Origin of the sequence: Bacillus nitratireducens, assembly GCF_001884135.1 — a bacterium.
In the GTDB taxonomy this organism is placed as follows: Bacteria; Bacillota; Bacilli; order Bacillales; family Bacillaceae_G; genus Bacillus_A; species Bacillus_A nitratireducens.
The window spans coordinates 36,145-59,638 of the sequence record NZ_MAOC01000069.1 but is presented as its reverse complement, the minus strand read 5'-3'; the positions used below and the strand labels follow the sequence as shown (position 1 = coordinate 59,638).

Sequence of the window (23,494 nt, the reverse complement as noted above, 5' to 3'; positions counted from 1 at the left end):
CTCCTTTAATTTTATGTATGTTAAGTTAATGAATAAATTAACAAAAGAAAATAGTCCGTTACTAATTATATGTTTTTAATATGTATATGTAACATTCCCGAAGAACATTATATGATAACTTTTGGAGATTGACAATGAAAAAGTAAGATTATTACTTGTTTAATTTTCGATCAATAAGGAGGAATTCAATATAATTATACAGAATATTTAGATAATAGGAGGTGTCGAATTTTGAGTGAAATTGAATTAAAAAGGAATGTAATTAAGACAGGGCGAGAGAAGGGGATTATTCTTCGGTTTATACTTGCTAGTTTAGTAGGGGTGTTTATGTTTTTCGTACCAGTTACGATAAATGGTGCTTCGTCCATTATGATTGATCATATCGTATCGTGGATTCGGACTTCAGTTCCTTCTGTAGTACCGTATTACGCATTACTTGTAATGATAATTGGTGCGATTTATCCATTTTATACGAAGAAATGGAATGTATCTATTGTAGATATTTGTTTTTCTATTTTAAAAATAGTAGGTGTTGTTTTTGGAGTATTATATTGTTTGAAAGTAGGACCAGCTTGGTTCTTTGCGCCAGATGTTGGACCGTTTTTGTATGAGAAGTTAGTTATATCAGTAAGTTTACTCGTACCAATTGGCTCGGCATTTTTAGCGTTATTAGTCGGGTATGGATTGCTTGAGTTTATCGGCACATTTTGTCGTCCGATTATGAGACCGTTATGGAAAACACCTGGGCGCTCAGCAATCGATGCGGTTGCTTCCTTTGTGGGGAGTTATTCGCTTGCACTTCTTATTACGAATCGCGTGTACAAAGAAGGAAAGTATACGACGAAAGAAGCAGCAATTATCGCTACAGGTTTTTCTACAGTATCCGCTACATTTATGATCATCATCGCAAAAACATTAGACATTATGCATTTATGGAATGTTTATTTTTGGACTACTCTTGTTGTAACATTCATCGTGACCGCTATCACCGTAAGAATCCCGCCTCTTAGTAGAAAACCAGATACATACATTACGAAAGAAGGGTTCCCAGAGCCTGTTTATAAAGAAAAAATGCTAGAACGTGCTTGGGAAGATGCATTAGAAGTGTCAAAATCTGCACCGGGCATTATGAAAAATATCGCAGTGAACCTAAAAGACGGATTTATAATGACGATGGGAATATTACCATCGATTATGTCAGTAGGACTAATTGGCATCGTCTTAGCAAAGTTTACGCCAATATTTGATTGGATTAGTTATATTTTTTATCCATTTACATGGGCTTTACAGCTTCCAGAAGCGGAACTAGCTGCTAAAGCGGCATCCGTTGGTATCGCAGAAATGTTTTTACCTTCTCTTTTAGTTGTAAGTGCACCACTTGTAACAAAGCTTGTCATTGCGGTTGTTTCGGTATCATCTATATTGTTTTTCTCAGCTTCCATTCCTTGTATTTTATCGACAGACATTCCGTTAAAAGTATCGGAACTTATTATTCTCTATGTACAAAGAACGATATTAACGTTGCTAATTATTACGCCGATTGCTTATTTGTTACTTTAAACATGTAGCGTTAAGTTTCTGAAGTTATGCCATTTTCTGATTATTCAAATCAGAAAATGGCATAACTTTAATTATGTTCCAAAGTAACTCTAGATGATTTTTTCATAAATAACGTATTAGCTAAATATATAATTATACCGATATTTGTGATTAAAACTCCTGCGAGTAGAAAAACTTTATCCATAGGGCTAAAAGTGAACCTAATGTAGGTGAAATAACCATGGCGCCGTGCACCATTGTAATTACTTTTTCCATTAATATTGCAGGGGTTTAGATTTGAAGTAAGTAACTATAGCATACAGAGATAGAAGTGATAAATATACCAATAAAAACCAAAATGATTAACCATAAAAATAATTGCTCGATAAAAGGCCGAACCGTTTAAGATATTCATTTTGTTTATTGTATTTCCCCATTTTCCAATGGTTATAGCTCCGACTAAGGCACCTAACCTATCAAATAAAAATATGACAAAAAATACTATAGCGTTAAATAGTATTAAAAGTGTTAAAGCTTTCTTGGAGCAAATAAAAACAAAGCCTTCGCGGAAATTGTCCCCAAACCCACTGACTAAAGCATCACTTTATCGTAAAACATAGGTTTGTGAAATGTTTTTAATCCATTCTTATTATTAAGTAACGATTTGATATTACTTTAGCTTTGAATATTCCTTGACGGGAATATTCCTCTTTGGGTATAATTAATTCAACAGGAAAATAATATTAGTGATGATATTGATGTGTTATAACCGGAGACCATCACTTAACGAGGTGAGTGATATGTCGGGGAAAATTCCGGGTGTGAATATGACGACGTTGAGCGCTTTATCTGAACCGAATCGTATGAATATCGTTGAACTCTTGCGTGACGGTCCCTTAACCGTTGGGGAAATCGCCGAACATTTGGGATTAAGGCAACCACAAACTTCGAAACATTTAAAAGTGTTAAGCGATACAGGGATTGTGGAAGTGCAGGCTGAAGCTAATCGCCGGATTTATAAGCTCCGACCTGAGCCTTTCCAAGCACTGGATTGTTGGGTGCAGTCATTTAAGCGTGTGATGGAAGAGCGATTCGATAATTTAGATGAGTATTTGAAGGAATTGCAAAACAAGGAAAAGTCATAAAATCAGTTCATATTTAAGGAGGAATTAAAATGTCAAACAATACAATGGTATCGAGAGTAGAGAACGATCGGGTATTAGTACTGGAGCGCGTTTTCGATGCGCCGCGTGATCTTGTATTCAGTATGTTTAAAGAGGCAGAGCATTTGAAACACTGGTGGGGACCAAGGGGCTGGGAAGTTCCTGCATGCACTGTCGACTTCCGTCCGGGAGGCGTTTGGCACTACTGTATGAAGTGTGTTGATCAGAACCTGGGGCAATTTTTTGGTATGGAATCATGGGGCAAAGGAATTTATAAAGAGATTATTGAGCCAGAGAAAATTGTCTACACCGATTACTTTTCGGATGCTGAAGGCAATGTAAATGATTCTATGCCGTCAACCGAGATGACATTGGAATTCATCGATTTAGGTGGAAAGACAAAGCTAATAAACCGTGCAGAATATGTTTCCGAAGAAGCTCTTAAGACTGTTATGGACATGGGCATGCTACAAGGTATCACCGAAACTTGGGATCGTTTGAACGAGCGATTGGAGTCGCTGAAATAGATTTTTGTACCACAACTTTATTTTCGGTGATAATTAGATGTAAGTGTATGGAGTTTAATAAAAATTGTTTATAAAGGAGCGTTAAAATAAATGATTAATAATGTTGGTCAAATCATGTTGTATGTAAATAACCAAGATGAAGTGAAGGAATTCTGGACAGAAAAAGTAGGATTTATTGTAATTTCAGAGGAAGATAACGGTCAAGGAATGCGATGGATTGAAATTGCTCCAACTAAAGAAGCTGAAACAAGTATTATTCTCCATAATAAGGAGCTAATTGCTAAAATGCAGCCGGAGTTAAATCTTGGTACACCTTCTTTAATGTTCTCCTCAAAAGAATTCGATAGTTTATATAGTGATTTAGTAAACAAAAACGTTACAGTCGGAGAAATTGTAAATATGCCTTCAGGTAGAATATTTAATTTTGCAGATAGCGAAAATAATTATTTTGCAGTAATGGAAAAGAAGTAAGTTTCAATTCAATTTATGAGTGCGATGCTTGAATAAAGGCATCGCATTTTTTATTTTAAAAATATATTATATTCCTTAACATAAATATAATTTTATATTCCTATATAACGATTAAATGTTAATAGAGTATGATATAGTTACAACAAAGGGGGCTTAAAAATGGAAGTAATTCACGAAAGAGCAAAGTTACGGTTAATGGATAGCAATGATGTCGAAAAAATGTTTTCAATCGTGGAAGGAAATCGAGACATTTGGGCGTATTTAATCTCTAAAATGGATACTGTTCAAGATATGCAGCAATATGTTCAAAAGGCGATAAAAGCTTATGGGGCAGGGAAGGATTTACCATTTGTTGTTGTGGATCAAAAGACGAATGAAATAGTAGGGAGTACACGCCTATATAACATTTCAGTGGAAGATAAGACGGTAGAATTAGGGAAAACGTGGTATGACCCAAGTGTGCAACGTACGAGTATGAATACAGAATGTAAGTACATGTTATTACAATATGCTTTTGAAAAGTTGCATATGCGGAGAGTACAAATTAAGACGGATGCACGAAATGAAAAAGCACAAAGAGCAATTGAAAGACTCGGCGCAGTAAAAGAGGGTGTACTTAGAAACGAAAGAAAATTACCGAGTGGGCATGTTAGAGATGCAGTTGTATACAGTGTTATTGCAAGTGAATGGCCAGCCGTAAAGGAACGGTTATTAGAAAAATTAGAATCGTATAAAGAAAAACGATAATTTATATTAAGAAAGGTGTATTGATCGTCTAGTTGAAAAATATACCTTTTTTCTTACAAAACAGTTACTTCTTTTATTTACTTTTGTTTCATCATTCCATTATGATAAAAAATTCGTTACAATGTAGTTGTATGGTAATAAACTTATAAATTACATAAATGTAATGAAAACCGCAAACGAAAAATGAATTGATAATCCTCAATTTTAAATGAAAACCCTTTAATGAATATATATGACAAGAAAAATTCCTTCTTTTAAACAAATTCAAACAAAATGATTTGATATATACGTTTTTATATAGAAGTATGGATGATGTGCGGAGGCAGTTATAAATGAAAGAAAATAAGAAGAGTAAGAAAAGAAGAATCTTGCAAGTATTCTTGCTTATGATTTGTTCTATTATTTTATATGTAAGTTATGCAGCTTACGATATTTGGAGTTATCGCTTTAAAACAGATGATGGAATGAAGACAGATGCTGGTATCGTGCTGGGAGCAGCTTCATGGAACGGAAAACCATCTCCTGTATTTAAAGAGAGAATTAATCATGCAATTTCATTATATAAGAACGGTAATATTAAAAAGATTATTTTCACAGGTGGTACAAAGTTTGAGGCAGAGCTTGAAGAAGCTCGTACTGCTAGAGTGTATGCAATGAAACATGGTGTAAAAGAAGAGGATATTTTAATTGAAACAAAATCCCTTTTCACAGAGGATAATTTGAAGAATGCAAAGCAAGTTGGAATAGAGAACGGAATACGCACATATACGATTGTAAGTGATCCACTTCATATGAAACGTGCGATGAGAATTGCAAAACATATTAAAATTGAAGCGTATGCATCACCAACTCCAACGTCAGCGTATAAAACGTTAGATACAGAGATTCCATTCTTTTTTAAAGAATTATGCTCGTATATTGGATATGTAACCTCATTGCCATTAAAGGCATTGAAAGGAGATTAATATAAGGAAAGAACCTATCTTTAATAGGGGATTTTCTTATTGTTCAAAAACATTGTATTTTTATCGGAATAGTGAAACAATAGAGAGGTAGCTTCATATAATCATAATGACAAAATGAAAGGTTTATGAATCGAACATAAAAGGAGATTATAGTATGGCACTCTCATTTGTTGAAACAGAAGAACAATCTTTAATTATTGAACAAATAAATAAATTGATTCCGAAGTTCATGGAAAGGGAGCATCAACTAAGTGAATTAGGAGCATTTCCGTATGAAAATATTAATAATTTGAAAGATATCGGATATACGAAATTAACGTTGCCAAAAGAAGTGGGAGGCAATGCGATTTCTTTATATGACTTCGTTTTATTTCAAGAGAAAATAGCAGAAGGTTGCGGTGCTACCGCATTATCGATTGGATGGCATCTTGGCATCGTAAAAGAGTTAGCTGAAAATCATTCTTGGAATGAAGAAATGTTCACTTGGTTTTGTGAAGAAGTGCGTAATGGCGCGCTTTTTAATAGAGCTGCAACAGAACCGAATACGGGGAGTCCTACGCGCGGCGGGAAACCAGAGACGTTAGCTGTCCAAAAAGGTGAGAAGTGGATTATAAATGGAAGAAAAACGTTTACGACAATGGCACCAGTACTTGATTATTTTATCATTTCAGCAAGTATTGAAGGCCGAGAAGAAATCGGAGAGTTTGTTATTCCGAAGAATACGATAGGCGTAACAATTGAAGAAACGTGGGATAGTATCGCAATGCGAGGAACTGCGAGCCATGATCTCGTTTTACAAAATGTAGAGATAGAGAACCGCTTTTTTACGGATGTATGGGGCGGGAAAGTGAAACAAAAGGGTATTGGCTGGTTGCTACATATACCAGCATGTTATTTAGGAATTGCGCAATCAGCAAGAAATTATGCAGTTCAGTTTGCGGTATCATACAAGCCAAACAGTTTAAATCATTCTATAAGTTTATTACCAAATGTTAGAAGATTAGTTGGAGAATTAGAACTTGAGCTTATGCAAGCTCGCGTCTTTTTATATCAAATTGCGAAAAAATACGATGAGGCAGAAGATAAATTATTATTGCAAGCCGAACTAGCAGCAGCGAAATATGTTGTCACGAACGCGGCAATATCTATTGTAGATAAAGCAATGCGCATCGTAGGCGCGAAAAGTTTATCAGAAAAAAATCCGCTTCATCGCTATTATTTAAACGTCAGAGCAGGACTACACAATCCGCCGATGGATGATGCAACACTATCTATGCTGGCGGATGCGGCGTTTCGGTCGTAATGAAGAAATATAAAGTCTGTTCCGTTCTGGAGCAGACTTTTTGTTGTCGGTGAATTGATACTCTATGTTGAATCATTGATATATTTAGAGTTGAGACAGATATATTCGAAAAATCATTGATATAATTCCATGTAGTATGTCATTGTTCAAAGGAGAGAAAGCTCTCGTTTTACAAAATCAAAAGGCTACCCTTTTGATAAGAGGATAGCCTTTTTATTTTGTTCTATTGGGGTTGCACTTCAAGATTCATACTACTTTCAGAACCGTCTTGATTATGTGCAAATAATGAATAATCACCTGGTAAAGGATTGGCGATGAGTGAACGTAAAGTAAAGGATTTACTTTCATTTGGCTGTAACGTGAATTTTACTAAACGATCTTCTTTGAATTTAATTGAATAAGTAAAACTGTTTGTACCAGTATTTTTAATTGTAATATGTAAGTCACCTTGGCCGCTAAAGTCAAAACCAGTACCTGTGCCACCTCTGAATACAGTTGAATTATTAAATGAAGATGAATGAAATGTTCGGGTTTCTTCTTTATTGCTTGATGAAAGGGTAACTGTTTCTGTTTCTATACTTGAAGTTGAGGAATCTAGTTTTGTATTTGGTTTTGTTAAAAAAGTAATCGCGCAAAGTGATGTAATTACAATAAATGAACTAGAGATAACGAACTGTTTTTTTGTAAGAAGTATATATGTATCTCCTTTTATAAAAATATAATAATGTATAATCCCAAGAAAAACATAACATATATGACATTTATTATCAATTTGAAAAATCTTTCTTTTCATTCTTCTTTTTATAGTTTTATAGTGGAATGCTATGTTTCTTATTTCACCTACTGTATAATAAGAAAAAAGCACGAAAAGAGGTTATCTCATGCTAGAGATTATTGCAACTTGTTTAGAAGATGTGAAGCGAATTGAAAAGGCTGGTGGAAATCGAATTGAACTCATTTCATCATATACAGAAGGTGGTTTAACACCGAGCTATGCTTTTATAAAAAAAGCAGTAGAAGCAGTGCAAATACCAGTTCATGTTATGATTCGTCCGCATGCAAAGTCTTTTACATATACGGAAGAAGAAATTGAAATGATGAAAGAAGATATTGTAGTTGCTCAAAATCTAGGGGCTGCTGGTGTTGTATTAGGTGTGTTAAATGAACAAAATGAAGTTGATGAAGAGCAACTAGCAGATTTATTATCTGTTGTAGATGGAATAAATGTAACGTATCACCGTGCGATAGATGATACAGAAAATCCAGTAGAAGCGATGAAAGTTTTGAAGAAATTCAATAAAGTTACTCACGTGTTAACTTCAGGTGGACAAGGAAATGTAGTAGATAATATTCCGGTACTTACAGAGATGCAAAAGGAAAGTGAAGGGAATATACAGCTTGTTGTCGGAAGCGGAGTAACGAAAGAGAATGTAAAACAATTGCTAGATGAGACTGGAATTACGCAGGCACATGTAGGTACAGCGGTTAGAGAAGATAAGTCATGTTTTTCTGAAATTGACCTAAAGTTAGTACAAGAATTAGTTGAAATAATAAAGTAAATATGTAAGAAAGAGGAGAGACGATGAAGACAAATACGAAGAAAGAATTGATCTCATGGATTAAAACGATAGGTATTACACTTGCGATTGCCTTTATCGTTCGCGGGGTGCTATTTACGCCGTCATTAGTACAAGGTGAGTCGATGATGCCAACTTTAGAAAATAATGAGCGAGTTCTCGTTAATAAGATTGGTTATAGTATAAACGGATTAGAACGTTTTGACGTTATCGTCTTCCATGGAAAAGAAGGGTACGATTTAGTAAAACGAGTAATTGGTTTACCAGGTGATACAGTTGAGTATAAAGATGATGTTTTATATGTAAACGGAAAAGCGATGGAAGAACCGTATTTAAAAGAATTTAAAGAAAAGGCAGCGGGCCGTGTATTAACTCCAGACTTTACGTTAGAACAAATCACAGGGAAAACGAAAGTACCAGAAGGCCAAGTATTTGTTTTAGGAGATAATCGTGAAGTTTCAAAAGACGGTCGTATGTTTGGGTTTATTTCAGAAGATGAAATTGTCGGAAAAGGACAAGCTGTTTTCTGGCCGTTGAAACAAGTGAGAGCGTTATAAAGCAAAAAAAGTATGGGAGAAATATAATCTTCCATACTTTTTTTGTGTCCTACTTATTTAAATTTTTGGTTTTGCTATAATTTGAACTTTTGAAAGAGAACCATCATTATTTCTAAATTTAATCTTGTATTCACCGTCAGGAAGCCAATCACTCCAATTTATACTGAACTCACTTATAGCTTGTTCTCCAGGTTTTAAAGTTCCGTCAATCATCCAAGAACCTTTAGCGTTATATAAAGTGTAATTAAAAGGAGAATCACCTATATTTTTCACAAAAACACTTAAGTCATTCTCATTAGAATAGTCAAATCCAGAATTACTTGATCCAAAAAAATGAATTTCTTCATTCGCTATATTATGATTTTGAGCGATTGGAGAGTTTGAATGAGTATCTTCATTTGTAGCAAATGTTACATTATAACTTATACAAAAAGATAACATAATTGCAGGGATTACTAGCAGTTTTTTCAAAAGAAACACTCCTTATATTTTATTGTACATATACTATAATAAATAAACATATTAAAAATGTAATAACTTAATGTGAAAATTTACAAATGTATTTAATTATTTACGTTTTTTAAATTACTGACAAAATATATCGGATAATATACGCGAAAAATATATTGATAGAATTGAAAGAATATTTTATAATTTTAAATTATATGTTTGTTTCGAAAAACGGAATTGAAGTTCCGAAATTCGGAACGAAAAGGAGATAGGATGAGTATAAATAAAACGGCAGTTAAGACAATGGATATTTTAGAGTTGTTTTATGAGCATGAGGAGCTAAGTTTGACAGAGATGGTTCAGCTTACGAATATGCCGAAAACATCTGTTTATCGTTTAATTGGTTCGTTAGAAGAAATGGACTTTTTACAAAAAACAGAAAAGGGCAAGTATCGTCTCGGAGTCGTTTTTTTACGATTTGGTCAACTTGTTTCCCAAAGGTTATCCGTAAGAAATATTGCGATTCCTTATATGAAAGAGCTTAGGGATAGTTTAGGGCAAGCAGTAAATTTAATTATTCAAGATGGTAATGACGCAATTTACGTTGAGAAGATGGAAGGAGTTCAGCCAGTACGTGTTTATACGGCGGTTGGAAGAAGAGCACCGCTTTATGCGGGGGCATGTCCGAGAATTTTACTATCGTATTTTTCTGAGGAAGAGAAAAGAAAGTACGTAGAGGAAACGGATTTAAAGCAGTTTGCAGATGGAACGATTGTGAATAAGGAGCATTTACTAGAAGTGTTACATATGGCAAAACAAGCTGGATATACAATTAGTTATTCTGAATTAGAAAATCATACAGCGGCTATAGCAGCTCCAATTTTTGCAAGTGATGGAACGGTTGTAGCAGGCATTAGTATTTCGGGATTGGCAATTGAGTATAGCGAAAGTAACATTACGTATTTTACTGCGAAAGTGAAAGAAACAGCGAACCGCATTTCGAAAGAACTCGGCTTTTTGGCATAGAAAGAGGGAGTGGGATGAAATTTTCTGCGTTAGGGGATCAAGCAATTATTGTTACATTTGGTGAAGAAATTGGGATGGATATATACGAAAAAGTACAACGACTATTTCAAGCACTGCAGCAACATCCGTTTGCAGGAATGGTTGAATGCGTTCCGTCGTTTACTTCATTAGCGGTTTATTACAATTTATACGAAGTATGGAAGGAAAATGATAGAAATATAAGACCATATGATTACGTTTGCCAGTTTATACGGGAGCTGTGTGATTCTTATAAAGAAGAAGTGAACCGAGATGTGAAACATATTTCTATACCAGTGTGTTACGGGGGAGAATATGGACCTGATTTAGAAGAGGTTGCACATTATCAAGGATTACAAGTAGAGGATGTTATTCGAATACATAGTGAAACAACATATTTCGTGTATATGTTAGGCTTTACGCCAGGCTTCCCTTATTTAGGGGGATTATCAAAAGAACTAGAAACACCTAGAAAAGAAACACCACGGTTACAAATTGCTCCTGGCTCAGTAGGGATTGGCGGAAATCAAACGGGTATTTATCCGCTTGAAACACCAGGAGGATGGAATATTATCGGCCGAACACCTATTTCTCTATTTAATCCAAAAGAAGAAACACCAACATATATTCAAAGTGGTATGTATTTACGATTTATACCAATAACACAGGAAGAGTACGTATCGCTTGAGGGGGCTAAAGAATGGATGTAGAGGTTTTGCATGCAGGAATGTTTACAACAGTCCAAGATTTAGGACGATCTCATTATCAACAATACGGTGTACCTGTTGGCGGTGCTATGGATAAGAATGCGCTCAGGATAATTAATATGTTAGTAGGTAATGAAGAGAATGAGGCGGGACTCGAAATTACAATAATGGGACCTAAATTGTTAATAAAGAAAACGACATTGCTCGCAATTGGCGGTGCAGATATGGAACCGTTATTAAATGGAGAGCGCATTCCATTATGGCGCCCTATATTAGCTGAAGAAGGAAGCATGCTTTGCCTCGGAAAAGCGAAAAGCGGTTGCAGAGCATATGTGACTTTTGCGGGCGGTATAAATATTGATTGTACGATGGGAAGTAAAAGTACTTACATACGTGCTGCTCTTGGCGGTATCGAAGGGAGAATGCTGAAAAAAGGAGATTATTTTCAAATTGGTACAGGGGCAGAAGTTGCGAGTCGTTTCATTCAAAACTTACAAGAAGAAGCGCGTATAAAAACGAAGTGGGCAATTTGTAATGACGCTTTACCAAAATATAAGAAGCATCCTATTCTTCGCGTCATAACAGACTTTGAATATGATCAATTTACAGAAGAAAGTATAAAGTCGTTTTTTTCGAAAGAGTATAAAGTATCCAATTATGCTGATCGAATGGGATATAGGCTTGACGGAGATGTTTTAAATAGAGCTGAAGAGATAGAAATTTTATCGAGCCCCGTTACATTCGGAACAATTCAAGTACCGAATGGTGGACAGCCTATTATATTAATGGCGGATAGACAAACGACAGGTGGTTATCCGAGAATTGGAAATGTAATTTCAGTAGATTTACCTCTTCTAGCGCAGCTGAAACCAGGAGACTATGTAACTTTTGAAAAAATAACTATGGAAGAAGCTGCACAATTGTATATAGAACAGGAAACAAGTATGAGTCTATTAAAGAAATTCATCGCTTTACGAAGCTAAGATTAGGAGGAAAACATCGTGACTACGATCGATTTAAACTGTGATTTAGGAGAAAGTTTTGGAGCTTATAAAATGGGGAATGATGATGAAATTCTTCCGTTCGTTTCCTCTATAAACGTTGCTTGTGGTTTTCATGCGGGTGATCCGTCCGTTATGAGGCAAACGGTTGAAAAAGCCCTGCAGCAAAATGTAGCAATAGGGGCACACCCTGGATTTCCTGATTTAATTGGATTTGGAAGAAGGAACATGCATGTTTCAGCAAGTGAAGTATACGATTATGTTTTATATCAAATTGGCGCATTAGAAGGATTTGTTAAAGCTGCTGGAGGGAAAATGCAGCATGTAAAACCGCACGGTGCCTTATATAATATGGCGGCAACTAATTCAGAAATTGCAGATGCAATCGCAAAGGCAATTTATCATATTAACCCTAGATTATTACTTTACGGATTAGCGAATAGTGAGGCGTTTATAAAGGCAGCAGAAAAATATAATATAACTCTCGTACAAGAAGCTTTTGCTGATCGTACGTATAAGCAGGATGGAACGTTAACGAGCCGTACAGAAGAAAATGCTCTTATAAAAAATGAAGATGAAGCGATAAAACAAGTGCTTCAAATGGTAAAGGAAGGGTATGTAGAAGCTGTTAATGGAGGAAAAGTAGCAGTTCAGGCGCAAACGATATGTTTACACGGTGATGGGGAGAAAGCAGTCCAATTTGCGGAGAAAATATACAGAACATTCGAACTTAACGGTGTTTCTATAAATGCACCGAAATAAAGTGAAACTTTAATCAGTGGGGAGGTTCATCCCCCACTGATTATTAGCCCGTACCAATCGGGCGTTTACGGGCAGCCCGACTCCCATCTAAATTTCTTTGCCCCAGCCGAATTTTGAGGTGGGAGTTTTACTGCCCGTTAATGCGGGATAAAAAATGAGGGGAAGTGCTGGAAATGATTAAATTAATTGGGATACTACTTGTTGCAGTTGGGTTTTTATTTAGATTAAATACACTGTTAGTAGTAATGGTTGCAGGTATTGTTACTGGTATGGTTTCAGGCTTAAGTTTTTATGATGTAATCAGCATGTTCGGTAAATTTTTCATAGAAAACAGATATATGTCTATGCCAATCATATTAACTTTACCGGTAATCGGAATTTTAGAGCGTTATGGTTTAAAAGAAAGGGCAGAAGCGCTTATAACGAAATCGAAAGGCGCAACAACTGGAAGAGTATTAATGTCATATTTTACGATAAGAGAATCATCAGCAGCACTTGGACTGAATATTGGTGGGCATGCGCAAACAGTAAGACCACTTGTTGCGCCAATGGCAGAAGGAGCTGCGCAAGGTAAATATGGTAAACTCCCTGAAAAATTGAGAGAAAAGATTAAAGCAAACGCAGCAGCCGCGGAAAATACAGCTTGGTTTTTCGGAGAAGATATTTTCATCGCAACTGGAGCCATTTTATTAATGAAAGGATTCTTCGATTCAGTAGGTATGCATGTCGGTGTATGGGATATGGCGCTTTGGGGAATTCCAACTGCGATATCTGCCCTTATTGTGAGCTGGATCAGGTTTAGAAGGTTTGATAAGTATATAGAGAAAACAATGAAAGCAGAAGAAAAACAAGAGAAGGAGGCTATATAAGATGAACATCATAACAATGGATACAATTTATTATGTATTAGGTATAATCGTTGCATTTATTGCCGTTCGTATTGCATTTGATCGTGAACATCCAAACCGATTTGGTTCTAGCCTATTTTGGGCATTGTTTGCAGTTACATTCATATTCGGAAATGTAATACCTTCGTTTTACGTTGGTTGTATTGTGCTCGCTATGGTCGTGTTAGCTTCATTGAATAAAGTAACAAAATCCGAGGAGAAAGAAGTACCAGTACAAGAACGTGTGAAACATGCTGAGAAATTAAAAAATAAAATTTTTATGCCTGCAATATTAATACCTATTTTTACAATTATCGGAACGTTAACGTTAGGAAAAATCAAATGGGGAAATGTCGCACTTGTTGATCCTGATAAAGTAACATTAGTAGCATTAGCGTTAGGGGCATTACTCGCATTCATTGCGGCGATGCGTATTACAAAAGCGAAAATAACAACGCCTGTTCAAGAAGGAAGTAGGTTACTACAGGCTGTCGGGTGGGCAGTTATTTTACCACAAATGTTAGCAGCACTTGGCGGTATTTTCGCGAAGTCTGGCGTAGGACAAGTCGTTTCGGATCTAGTCGGACAAGTGTTACCGACAGAGTATCCATTCGTTGCTGTTATGGCGTATTGTTTAGGAATGATGCTATTTACAGTCGTAATGGGGAATGCATTCGCAGCATTTGCTGTAATCACTGGCGGAATCGGCTTACCTTTAATTGTACAAATGCACGGAGGAAACCCAGCAATTATGGCAGCACTAGGTATGTTTGCTGGATATTGCGGAACGCTGCTTACTCCAATGGCGGCAAACTTTAATATCGTACCTGCGATGCTTTTAGAACTGAAAGATAAAAATGCAGTCATTAAAGCGCAAGTACCAATTGCTCTTTCCATTTTCATTATCAATATGTTTATTATGTACGGCCTCGTATATCGTTTCTAATTAGGAGAGTGAAACTATGAAAACAGTATTATTAACAGGATTTGATCCGTTCGGCGGAGAAAGCATCAACCCAGCTTGGGAAGTAGCAAAAAGTTTACATGAAAAAACAATTGGAGAGTACAAGATTATAAGTAAGCAAGTTCCGACGGTATTTCATAAATCGATACAAGTATTAAAAGCATATATAGAAGAGCTGTCGCCCGACATTATTATATGTATTGGACAAGCTGGGGGCAGATCAGATATTACGATAGAACGTGTAGCAATTAACGTTGACGATGCAAGAATTGCTGATAATGAAGGAAATCAGCCGGTGGATATGCCGGTTGTAGAAGAAGGACCTATTGCGTATTGGTCTACACTTCCGATGAAAGCAATTGTGAAAAAACTTCGTGAAGAAGGTATACCGTCGTCTGTTTCACAAACGGCAGGTACATTTGTTTGTAATCATTTATTCTATGGACTCATGCACGAACTAGAGAAGAATGATAAGAAAATAAAAGGCGGATTTGTTCATATTCCGTTCTTACCAGAGCAAGCGAGCAACTATCCAGGTCAACCGAGTATGTCACTTTCTACTATTAGTAAAGGTATAGAATTGGCAATTGAGGTAGCGATGGAAGTTGAGGTGGATATTGTGGAAATTGGGGGTACGACGCATTAAATAATAGTAGATTAAAGAGGGCTGATGCAGCCCTTTTTGTGTGTTTGTATTTTGTAATTGAAGACGCAGTATAGAATATAAAGGGAAAGGTTGCAATGGGAGTATTCTAACAAATATGGAATTGTTCCGAATAAAAGGAAACTTTTTAGATAGTTTCTTAATGATGTAGAATTTTCGTCTATATGAATGGATAAACAGTTAAGTTCTGATAAACTCAAAGACATACAAAGTAATGATTTTAAAATGGTGTGATAAAAAATATCACACCATTTTTATGTAAAACAAACAGAGTGAATTTTTGCCATTAGTAAAGTATAACTGGGTAAGAGATAATCAGCAGAATTGTTAATTGTACTATGATTTTTCAAAACTGATAAATTTAAATATAAGTACGGTAAGAATGCAATATTTATCTAACTTTTACAAAAAAGAGTAACCCGCTTGGCTACTCTTCACATAGAAACTTGTATTTGTTCATTTCAATAAGAGACCGTTATTGAAGTCCCTTCATGAAATTTTGGATTTTTGATGATAATGTAAACAGCAGGATGCTAACTAAAATGGAGATAGCACCAATAACACCAAAGTAAATTGCTTCTGTTGCAGGATTATACAGTTTAACAACTTGGGCATTTATTGCTTGCGCAGACGCAGTTGATAAGAACCATAAGCTCATGGTTTGCGAAGAGAAAGCAGCTGGAGCCAGCTTCGTCGTTATTGATAACCCTGAAGGAGATAAACAAACTTCTCCAATTACAATTAAAAAGAAGCTAAGGACTAACCACATAGGATTCACTAAAGAGTGAGTACCGTTGATTAAAGCCGGAATAATCATAACTAAGAATGATAAACCTGCAAATAGCAATCCAATAGCGAATTTTTTTGCCGTTGAAGGCTGCTTCTTGCCTAACTTTATCCAAACCCATGCAAAAATCGGGGCAAGCGTTACGATAAAGATTGGACTTAATGATTGGAACCAAGCGGAATGCAATGTAATTCCATTGAACTGTAATTGAGTTCGTTGATCCGCGTATGTCGCTAAGATAATAGCACCTTGTTCTTGTATAGACCAAAATATTGTAGCTGCAATAAAGAGTGGTATATACGCAAGAAGACGAGATTGCTCTACTTTTGTTGTTTTAGGACTACGATACATATAAATGAAATAATAGGCTGGAATAACAATCCCTAAGATACTAATCAGGAATGTAAAACGATTTATAGTTAACAACCCAGTTGGAATTGTAACCACACCTAGCAATGTTAATACAACCAGACCAACACTGAAATACTTAATAGTCTTTTTTCTTTCCGAATCTGATAATGGATTAGGTACTTGCGTACCGACTAGACCAAGGTTTTTCTGTTTTGTTCCAACAAATACCCCTAACCCAATTGCCATACCAATTGCCGCAACTCCAAAACCAAGGTGGAAATTATATTGCTGACCTAATGTTCCGACAACTAAAGGTGCAAGTAAGGCACCTAAGTTAATACCCATGTAGAATATACTGAACCCTGAGTCACGACGCGCATCTGTCTCACTGTATAAACTTCCTACGATGTTCGATATGTTAGGCTTTAACAACCCTGTTCCTAGAACTAAGAAGACCATAGAGATAAATAACGCACTTTTACTACCCGGTAAAGCTAAAATAAGATGGCCAATCATAATTAAAACGCCACCAAAGAATACGGTTTTACTTGGACCAAATAAACGATCCGATATCCATCCACCGATAATACTAGACATGAACAGTAAGGAACCGTAAATTGCCATTATCGAGGTTGCGGTAGATTGATCAATGCCTAATCCACCTTTTGCGACCGAATAGTACATATAATACAGTAAAATAGCTCTCATTCCGTAATGAGAAAACCTTTCCCAAAACTCAGTGAAGAATAAAGAGAATAATCCTTTTGGATGCCCAAAAAATCCTGTTTGAGGAATACTTTGAACAAGTTCGTTTTTTTCTTTCATAATGTTAATATTACCCCTTGTTAATTTTTGATATTATACAAGTATAACTTAAGGGGCTTCCAGTAGTCCATAACTATCTAAGCCTACCGATGAAGAAAAGCAGCCTTCTGGCTGCTTTCTAAATGATAACTTTATTTTAATTGAACAGTAGTTATCTTTGAAACTTTAATTACGCTCAAAAAGTTTGGGTTTAATTCATGCAATGAAGTAAGTAAAATGAATTATACAACACCTTCTGTAAACAACTGGTATAATAAGTATAGCAATATATATATAGGTGATTTTTGTGCAATTTGAAGAAGTACGTTCGATATTAGAAAAAGCAAAGAAAATTACGGTGTTAACAGGTGCTGGTGCAAGCACAGAAAGTGGTATCCCAGATTTTCGTTCAGCAAATGGATTGTATGCTGATGCGAATGTGGAGATGTACTTATCAAGAGGATACTATAACCGAAGTCCGAAAGAATTTTGGAAGCATTATAAAGAAATATTTCAAATTAATACGTTTCATCAATATAAACCAAATCGTGGGCATCGTTTTTTAGCTGAGCTAGAAGAACGAGGGAAAGACATAACGATATTAACGCAAAATATTGATGGTTTGCATCAAGTAGGTGGAAGTAAACATGTAATTGATTTACATGGAACACTTCAAACTGCGCATTGTCCGAAGTGTAAAACGGGATATGATTTACAATATATGATTGATCATGAAGTGCCGCGTTGTGAAAAATGTAATTTCATTCTAAATCCAGATGTTGTTTTATACGGAGATACGTTACCTCAATATCAAAATGCGATCAAACGTTTATATGAAACAGATGTACTTCTCGTAATGGGAACGTCACTGAAAGTACAGCATGTCGCTTCATTCCCAGAAATTGCAAAGAGGGAAGTGGGAGCAACAACCATTTTAGTAAATGAAGAACTAACAGGGCAAGAATATAATTTTGATTTTGTTTTCGTAAAGAAACTGAGGTGACTGATGTCCACCTCAGTTTTTTGTATGCATTATATTCATGTTATTACGTATTAAGGGGAATGGTAATAAATAGGTTGTAAAATACAAAAACTGAAAATTAAATCTTTTCTTTCTTTTGTAACTAATATAAAATTCTATATATATCATATAAATAAATTTAATACATAATGATTTTTGCGCAGAAATGTTAAAAGAATGAAGCGAGGGAGCAAAATGAGACAGAAAAAGGAGAAGCAGAAACAGTCGAAAAAGAAAAAGACTCATATTCCTTTTCGGTTAAATGTACTATTTTTTATCGTTTTTCTTTTATTTTCAGCTATTATTATTCAATTAGGTAAAGTACAAATTATTGACGGAGAAACGTATCGAAATGAAGTGAATAAAAAGGAAGATGTAACGGTGAGTACTCCAGTTCCGAGAGGGAAGATGTTTGACCGGGAAGGGAAAGTTATTGTAAATAATAAACCGTTACGAACTGTTACATATACGAAGATGAAAGGAGTGGACTCAAAAGAGGTTTTAATAGTGGCAAGAAATTTAGCAAAGCTAATCGAAATGCCGCAAGAAGAAATGGACAAGTTAACAGAGACAGATAAAAAAGATTTTTGGATGCAGTTAAACGAAAAACGTGCAGCAACAAAAGTAACGAAAGAAGATGAGAGTAAATTTAGGAAACAGGAAATCGAAGGAAAAGAATTAGACAAAAAAGTAGAAGAGTTGAGACGAGAAAGAATTACACAGGAAGAACTAAACGAGCTTTCGAAAGAGGATATAGAAGTACTAGCAATTAAAAGCAAAATGAATGCGGGATATAAAATGACGCCACAAATCGTCAAAAAAGATGTAAGTCAAAATGAATATGCAGTAGTGAGTGAAAGACTATCGATTTTGCCAGGCGTAGATACGACTGTGGATTGGGAGCGTGAATACCCAAATGACAAAATACTACGTTCCGTACTTGGTAGTGTTTCGAGTGAGAATGAAGGATTACCAAGGGAACAATTAGACTACTATTTAGTACGAGATTATAACCGAAATGATCGTATCGGTAAGAGTTACATCGAAAAACAATACGAAGATGTGTTACATGGAATGAAAGAACAGTCCAAAAATATTACTGATAGAGCTGGAAATATTATTCGGACTGAAAAAGTGACACAAGGAAAAAGTGGAAATAATTTAATGTTAACAGTTGATATGGATTTACAGAAAAAGGTGGAGGAAAGTCTTGAAAGGAATTTAAGGGCATTCCATTCTTCTGAACCGATGATGGATCGTGCATTCGTCGTTATGATGAATCCGAAAAATGGTCAAATTCTATCATTAGCAGGAAAGAAAATTGTAAATAAAGACGGCGGGATGCAAATAGAAGACTACGCTTTAGGAACGATGATAAGCTCGTATGAGTTAGGATCGACGGTGAAAGGAGCTACGGTATTAGCTGGATATCAAGCAGGAGCGATTAAGCCATTTACGCATTTCTTTGATGCGCCAATGTACTTTAAAGGAAGTTCGAAGCCGAAGAAATCTTGGAAAGACTTTGGAGATATTGATGATTTAAGAGCTTTGCAAGTTTCATCGAACGTATATATGTTCAATACAGCTTTAAAAATGGCAGGTATTGATTATGTACCAAACAACCCGTTAGATATTAAACAAGAAACATTCAATAAAATGCGCTATTACTTTAGACAATTTGGTTTAGGTGTGTCTACTGGCATTGACTTGCCAAATGAATCGATGGGTCAAATGGGTAGAACCGATACTATACCTGGTTTTTTACTTGATTACGCGATTGGACAATATGATACATATACGCCACTGCAGCTTGCTCAATATATTTCAACGATTGCAAATGGCGGTTACCGAATGAAACCACAAATTGTACAAGAAATTAGAGAGCAACCAAATAGACCCGAGGAAGTGGGAAAAGTTATACAATCGATGGAACCAGTCGTGTTAAATCGAGTGGATATGGACCTTTCATATATAAATCATGTGAAAGAAGGATTTAGAAGGGTTTTCCAAGAGGCAGATGGGACCGGTACTGGAACTTTTAAAGGACTACCTTATAAACCGGCTGGAAAAACAGGAACAGCAGAGACAGTGTACGGTGGAGAGAGTGATATTGGAAGAGATGAAAACAACTATCGAAAAAAATGTTATAATTTAACTCTCGCCGGGTATGCGCCATATGACGCTGATCCGGAAGTCGCTTTTTCTGTTGTTGTGCCATGGGTAAATAATGATAAATCAGGTATTAATTCTACAATTGGTAAAGAGATTTTGGATGCATATTTTGATTTGAAAACGCAGAGATCGGGTGCAAGTCCAGTCCCAGTAGCACAATAGCCGAATAAGGCACAGTAAAAAACTTCAAATTGTAGTATATCACTGCGCAAATGAACAGGTGCAGTGATATATTTTTGAGTTGAAAAGTGTTTTGATAAGGTGGGAATGGATATGAAAGAGGAGATTAAGAGAGGTTGGGGAAAATACATACTATTTATATTTGTCATGGTAGTAACGTACCAGTCTTTTACTTTATGTAAGGTGGAAGGAAAATCGATGCAGCCGACTTTACATGAAGAAGACTACGTATTTGTAAATAAAGCTGCTGTACATTTTTCTAGCTTACAGCACGGAGAAATCGTCATTATTAAGGAAGAGGATGAGTCGAAATATTATGTGAAACGCGTAATAGGACTTCCTGGTGACATAATTAACATAACGAATGGAACTGTATACGTAAATGACAAAAAGCAAAATGAACCTTATATAAATAAAGATTTATATAATAATACACAAGTGTTTTACAATTTTCAAAAGACAAAGATTCCGCCAAATAAGTTATTTGTAATGGGAGACAATCGTGAACAAAGTAAGGATAGTCGAAATGGTTTAGGTTATATTGAAGAAGATAATATAATAGGAAAAGTGGAATTTGTGTACTATCCTTTTTCGAAAATGAAGATCATAGAATAAGTGGGGGATGGACAAAGCCCCCACTTATTAAAGTTTCACTTTATCTTCTTTAAAAAACCTTTTGGATTAAATGAGATGAAAAACTTATGCTTAGATTCATCGATTATGAAATTACTATTTTTAGTTAAAAACTCTTCTACAGCTTCCATTGGGCCAGGGCCCCAATTAGGAAGGAGAGGATTTCCGTTAATACTTGTATCTTCTACAATAATGTAACTATCAGTGGTGACAATAGATTTATAAAGTAAGAGTTCTTTCGATACATGCTCTTTACTATGATCAGAATCTAAAATAACTAAAATCACATCATCAGGTTTGCGCATACTTAATATTGTTTGGACCGCCTGTACAGAAACAGAAGAGGCTGTTAAATACGTAATCCGATTATGTGATGGCCGATTTGGTTGCGGAGTTATATCGATAGTAAGTACATGACCTTTTCCAATTAAATCTAACATAGAAGCTAAATACAGTGCGCTACCACCATAGAAGGTTCCACATTCAATAATTAAATCGGGTTTTAATTCGTGAATGATCTCTTGGTACAAAAAAAGATCAGAAGGAAGTTTGCAGATTGGAACCCCGAACCAGTGTGTACCATGTAGCCAAACGTTGCTGTCGTAATATTGTTTTAGAAATTCGCTACTAATGTTATCGATTTTGAATTCTCCTTTCTAAAAAGGATTCTTTCATACGTAAAGAGTTTACGTATGAAAGTTGTACTATATATTATGTGGTAAGGGATTATAAGGCGATTGTTTTCACGTGAAAATAAGCAAAATAACACATGTGGAAAATGAATTACTTACAAAAGAAGATGTAAATGAAAGGAAATGAAATGATCGTATGTATAAGTACACAATTTGCTTCATTAGAAAAGGAGATAATATACTGCTATTAAATAGAAACAAAAAGCCGACAATGGGAATGTGGAATGGTGTCGGAGGGAAAATAGAAGAGTATGAAACGCCATACGAAGGAGTTATTAGAGAAACGTTTGAGGAAACGGGAATAGAGCTTCCAAGTGTAACGTATAAAGGGAATGTTATGTTTCAAGTTAAAGACGAACCTTTGGGTAGTGAGGGAATGTATGTATTCCTAACTGATTTACCAGATGGAGTACATATTGATACGCCAGTAAGCACAGATGAAGGTATATTAGAATGGAAGTCAATTGATTGGATATTAGATGGTGATAATAGAGGTGTAGTTAGCAATTTGCAAAGATATTTACCGAGAGTATTAAAAGAAGAAAACAATTTAGAGCATACATTCACATATGATAACCGGAATATTATTGATTACACAACTACACTTTTGACAGAAGATGATACGAAAAAACGATATGAAAAATATCTCATTTCTCAATAAGATAAGAAGCGTTAAAATACTAAGGAAAAGCCAAGTCCTTTATTGGGACTTGGCTTTTTTGTAGGGAATGCTAATTCAAATTTTACTCTACATAATTTGCTTTAATAATAAAGCGGTGTTGCTTCACATCGAAATATCCTTTTTGTAAGATAATTTCATGTATACGATACAATTCCTCGGTATAGCAATCTACTATAAAATCAGGAATTTGCCACGGAATTGCTTTTAAGTAATAGACAACAGCACCGACATCATAAAAACGCTGAAGGGGGAATTCTTCCTTCGCTTCTAAAATAGTAAATCCATTCTCCTTTAGTTCATTACATGCCATTTTGAGTGACCAACTTGAAAATTCGCTATTCAGCGGTGTGCCAAACTGCTCATTAAGCTCCGCACAATCAAGACCGCCAACTTGTTGAGTAAGAAATGTTCCATTGGTGGAAAGAATTCTTTTCACCTCAGAAGCAGAAAAGGATTCATGTTGATTGACAATTAAATCAAACTGACTATCTTGAAATGGTAAAGCAGTATCATCCGTAACTTCTACGATTGTAACTCCTAAAGGTTCTAATTTCTTTCGTGCAATTGGTACATTCGGAGCGTAGCCTTCAGTCGCATAAATAGTTGACGGGAACGGTTGTAACATAGATAAAAACTCTCCGCCGCCAGTTCCCATATCTAGCATTGATTCTGCATGCTGCATAAGCTGGAAGGCTGTGCTACCGTACGACCATGATAAAGGCTCGCTATTCATACGGCCAGTTTCTGAAATGAAAGAAAAATCCCAGCCACTAAAATTTGTATTAGCACTTTCTAAAAAAGTTAAAAATAATGGATCACGTTTCATAATTATGTCCTCCTATTT

At 35.6% G+C, this 23,494-nt stretch carries 25 protein-coding genes; 20 read left to right on the top strand and 5 right to left on the bottom strand.

Annotated features, from left to right (window positions below; genetic code table 11):
• Nucleotides 1–231 precede the first annotated feature (231 nt).
• The 7 genes from BAU23_RS18215 (at nt 232) to BAU23_RS18180 (ending at nt 6,715) form a co-directional block, all read left to right on the top strand.
• On the top strand, nt 232–1,560 hold the full coding sequence (locus BAU23_RS18215) for a YjiH family protein (protein WP_071734936.1): 1,329 nt from the start codon (nt 232–234) through the stop codon (nt 1,558–1,560).
• 779 nt (nt 1,561–2,339) lie between these two features.
• The gene (locus tag BAU23_RS18205) at nt 2,340–2,684 is read left to right on the top strand and encodes an ArsR/SmtB family transcription factor (RefSeq protein ID WP_000014568.1); all 345 of its coding nucleotides are present in this window, start codon (nt 2,340–2,342) and stop codon (nt 2,682–2,684) included.
• A 29-nt stretch (nt 2,685–2,713) separates the two neighbouring features.
• Nucleotides 2,714–3,229 carry an SRPBCC family protein gene (locus BAU23_RS18200; RefSeq protein ID WP_000069876.1) on the top strand — a complete coding sequence of 172 codons (516 nt, stop codon included), beginning with the start codon at nt 2,714–2,716 and terminating at the stop codon, nt 3,227–3,229.
• A gap of 90 nt (nt 3,230–3,319) precedes the next feature.
• Nucleotides 3,320–3,700, top strand: coding sequence for a VOC family protein (locus BAU23_RS18195; protein ID WP_071734935.1), 381 nt, complete (start codon nt 3,320–3,322; stop codon nt 3,698–3,700).
• A gap of 159 nt (nt 3,701–3,859) precedes the next feature.
• On the top strand, nt 3,860–4,447 hold the full coding sequence (locus tag BAU23_RS18190; protein ID WP_000452000.1) for a GNAT family N-acetyltransferase: 588 nt from the start codon (nt 3,860–3,862) through the stop codon (nt 4,445–4,447).
• A gap of 332 nt (nt 4,448–4,779) precedes the next feature.
• A complete protein-coding gene (locus tag BAU23_RS18185) occupies nt 4,780–5,412 on the top strand; it encodes a YdcF family protein (RefSeq protein WP_000662233.1) in 633 nt (210 codons plus the stop codon).
• A gap of 154 nt (nt 5,413–5,566) precedes the next feature.
• Nucleotides 5,567–6,715, top strand: coding sequence for an acyl-CoA dehydrogenase family protein (locus tag BAU23_RS18180; RefSeq protein ID WP_001218373.1), 1,149 nt, complete (start codon nt 5,567–5,569; stop codon nt 6,713–6,715).
• Between the two features lie 223 nt (nt 6,716–6,938).
• Here the strand turns inward: BAU23_RS18180 and BAU23_RS18175 are convergent, their stop codons facing one another.
• Complete coding sequence (locus tag BAU23_RS18175; protein ID WP_071734972.1) at nt 6,939–7,409, bottom strand: hypothetical protein; 471 nt, start codon at nt 7,407–7,409, stop codon at nt 6,939–6,941.
• A 187-nt stretch (nt 7,410–7,596) separates the two neighbouring features.
• Between BAU23_RS18175 and BAU23_RS18170 the strand changes: the two genes are divergently transcribed.
• Together BAU23_RS18170 and lepB (BAU23_RS18165) are read left to right on the top strand one after the other, a co-directional pair.
• The gene (locus BAU23_RS18170) at nt 7,597–8,274 is read left to right on the top strand and encodes a copper homeostasis protein CutC (RefSeq protein ID WP_000889676.1); all 678 of its coding nucleotides are present in this window, start codon (nt 7,597–7,599) and stop codon (nt 8,272–8,274) included.
• A gap of 23 nt (nt 8,275–8,297) precedes the next feature.
• The gene (lepB, locus tag BAU23_RS18165) at nt 8,298–8,849 is read left to right on the top strand and encodes a signal peptidase I (protein ID WP_000856369.1); all 552 of its coding nucleotides are present in this window, start codon (nt 8,298–8,300) and stop codon (nt 8,847–8,849) included.
• A gap of 57 nt (nt 8,850–8,906) precedes the next feature.
• Here the strand turns inward: lepB (BAU23_RS18165) and BAU23_RS18160 are convergent, their stop codons facing one another.
• A complete protein-coding gene (locus BAU23_RS18160; RefSeq protein ID WP_071734934.1) occupies nt 8,907–9,320 on the bottom strand; it encodes a hypothetical protein in 414 nt (137 codons plus the stop codon).
• 252 nt (nt 9,321–9,572) lie between these two features.
• Here BAU23_RS18160 and BAU23_RS18155 point away from each other — a divergent pair, with 252 nt between their 5' ends.
• The 7 genes from BAU23_RS18155 to pcp all read left to right on the top strand — a co-directional run bounded on the left by BAU23_RS18155 (nt 9,573) and on the right by pcp (nt 15,310).
• Nucleotides 9,573–10,325, top strand: a complete 753-nt coding sequence (locus BAU23_RS18155; RefSeq protein WP_016129804.1) for an IclR family transcriptional regulator — start codon at nt 9,573–9,575, stop codon at nt 10,323–10,325.
• 14 nt (nt 10,326–10,339) lie between these two features.
• Complete coding sequence (gene pxpB / locus BAU23_RS18150; protein WP_016129803.1) at nt 10,340–11,053, top strand: 5-oxoprolinase subunit PxpB; 714 nt, start codon at nt 10,340–10,342, stop codon at nt 11,051–11,053.
• Nucleotides 11,044–12,033 (top strand): 5-oxoprolinase subunit C family protein, encoded by a 990-nt coding sequence (locus tag BAU23_RS18145; protein ID WP_000382211.1) that lies wholly within the window; start codon nt 11,044–11,046, stop codon nt 12,031–12,033. The genes pxpB and BAU23_RS18145 overlap by 10 nt, the downstream gene beginning before the upstream one ends.
• Nucleotides 12,034–12,051: 18 nt before the next feature.
• Nucleotides 12,052–12,813 (top strand): 5-oxoprolinase subunit PxpA, encoded by a 762-nt coding sequence (gene pxpA, locus BAU23_RS18140; RefSeq protein ID WP_016129802.1) that lies wholly within the window; start codon nt 12,052–12,054, stop codon nt 12,811–12,813.
• 173 nt (nt 12,814–12,986) lie between these two features.
• Nucleotides 12,987–13,682: a DUF969 domain-containing protein gene (locus tag BAU23_RS18135; protein WP_000593391.1), complete on the top strand. Its 696-nt coding sequence runs from the start codon at nt 12,987–12,989 to the stop codon at nt 13,680–13,682.
• A 1-nt stretch (nt 13,683) separates the two neighbouring features.
• Nucleotides 13,684–14,646: a DUF979 domain-containing protein gene (locus BAU23_RS18130; RefSeq protein ID WP_001021645.1), complete on the top strand. Its 963-nt coding sequence runs from the start codon at nt 13,684–13,686 to the stop codon at nt 14,644–14,646.
• Nucleotides 14,647–14,662: 16 nt separating this feature from the next.
• The gene (pcp, locus tag BAU23_RS18125; protein WP_000859723.1) at nt 14,663–15,310 is read left to right on the top strand and encodes a pyroglutamyl-peptidase I; all 648 of its coding nucleotides are present in this window, start codon (nt 14,663–14,665) and stop codon (nt 15,308–15,310) included.
• A gap of 493 nt (nt 15,311–15,803) precedes the next feature.
• On the opposite strand, the gene BAU23_RS18120 is transcribed toward pcp, so the two are convergent.
• Nucleotides 15,804–17,291 (bottom strand): peptide MFS transporter, encoded by a 1,488-nt coding sequence (locus tag BAU23_RS18120; RefSeq protein WP_000660283.1) that lies wholly within the window; start codon nt 17,289–17,291, stop codon nt 15,804–15,806.
• A gap of 286 nt (nt 17,292–17,577) precedes the next feature.
• Here BAU23_RS18120 and BAU23_RS18115 point away from each other — a divergent pair, with 286 nt between their 5' ends.
• The 3 genes from BAU23_RS18115 (at nt 17,578) to lepB (BAU23_RS18105) (ending at nt 21,258) form a co-directional block, all read left to right on the top strand.
• Nucleotides 17,578–18,273: an NAD-dependent protein deacylase gene (locus BAU23_RS18115; RefSeq protein ID WP_071734933.1), complete on the top strand. Its 696-nt coding sequence runs from the start codon at nt 17,578–17,580 to the stop codon at nt 18,271–18,273.
• Nucleotides 18,274–18,486: 213 nt separating this feature from the next.
• A complete protein-coding gene (locus BAU23_RS18110; protein WP_001249178.1) occupies nt 18,487–20,625 on the top strand; it encodes a peptidoglycan D,D-transpeptidase FtsI family protein in 2,139 nt (712 codons plus the stop codon).
• A gap of 111 nt (nt 20,626–20,736) precedes the next feature.
• Nucleotides 20,737–21,258: a signal peptidase I gene (gene lepB, locus BAU23_RS18105; protein WP_000656819.1), complete on the top strand. Its 522-nt coding sequence runs from the start codon at nt 20,737–20,739 to the stop codon at nt 21,256–21,258.
• 35 nt (nt 21,259–21,293) lie between these two features.
• Here the strand turns inward: lepB (BAU23_RS18105) and BAU23_RS18100 are convergent, their stop codons facing one another.
• Nucleotides 21,294–21,917: a cephalosporin hydroxylase family protein gene (locus BAU23_RS18100; RefSeq protein ID WP_071734932.1), complete on the bottom strand. Its 624-nt coding sequence runs from the start codon at nt 21,915–21,917 to the stop codon at nt 21,294–21,296.
• Between the two features lie 187 nt (nt 21,918–22,104).
• Here BAU23_RS18100 and BAU23_RS18095 point away from each other — a divergent pair, with 187 nt between their 5' ends.
• Entirely contained in the window at nt 22,105–22,629 is a 525-nt protein-coding gene (locus tag BAU23_RS18095; RefSeq protein ID WP_000280171.1) for an NUDIX hydrolase, read from the top strand.
• Nucleotides 22,630–22,711: 82 nt separating this feature from the next.
• On the opposite strand, the gene BAU23_RS18090 is transcribed toward BAU23_RS18095, so the two are convergent.
• Nucleotides 22,712–23,476, bottom strand: a complete 765-nt coding sequence (locus tag BAU23_RS18090) for a class I SAM-dependent methyltransferase (protein ID WP_000817555.1) — start codon at nt 23,474–23,476, stop codon at nt 22,712–22,714.
• Nucleotides 23,477–23,494 lie beyond the last annotated feature (18 nt).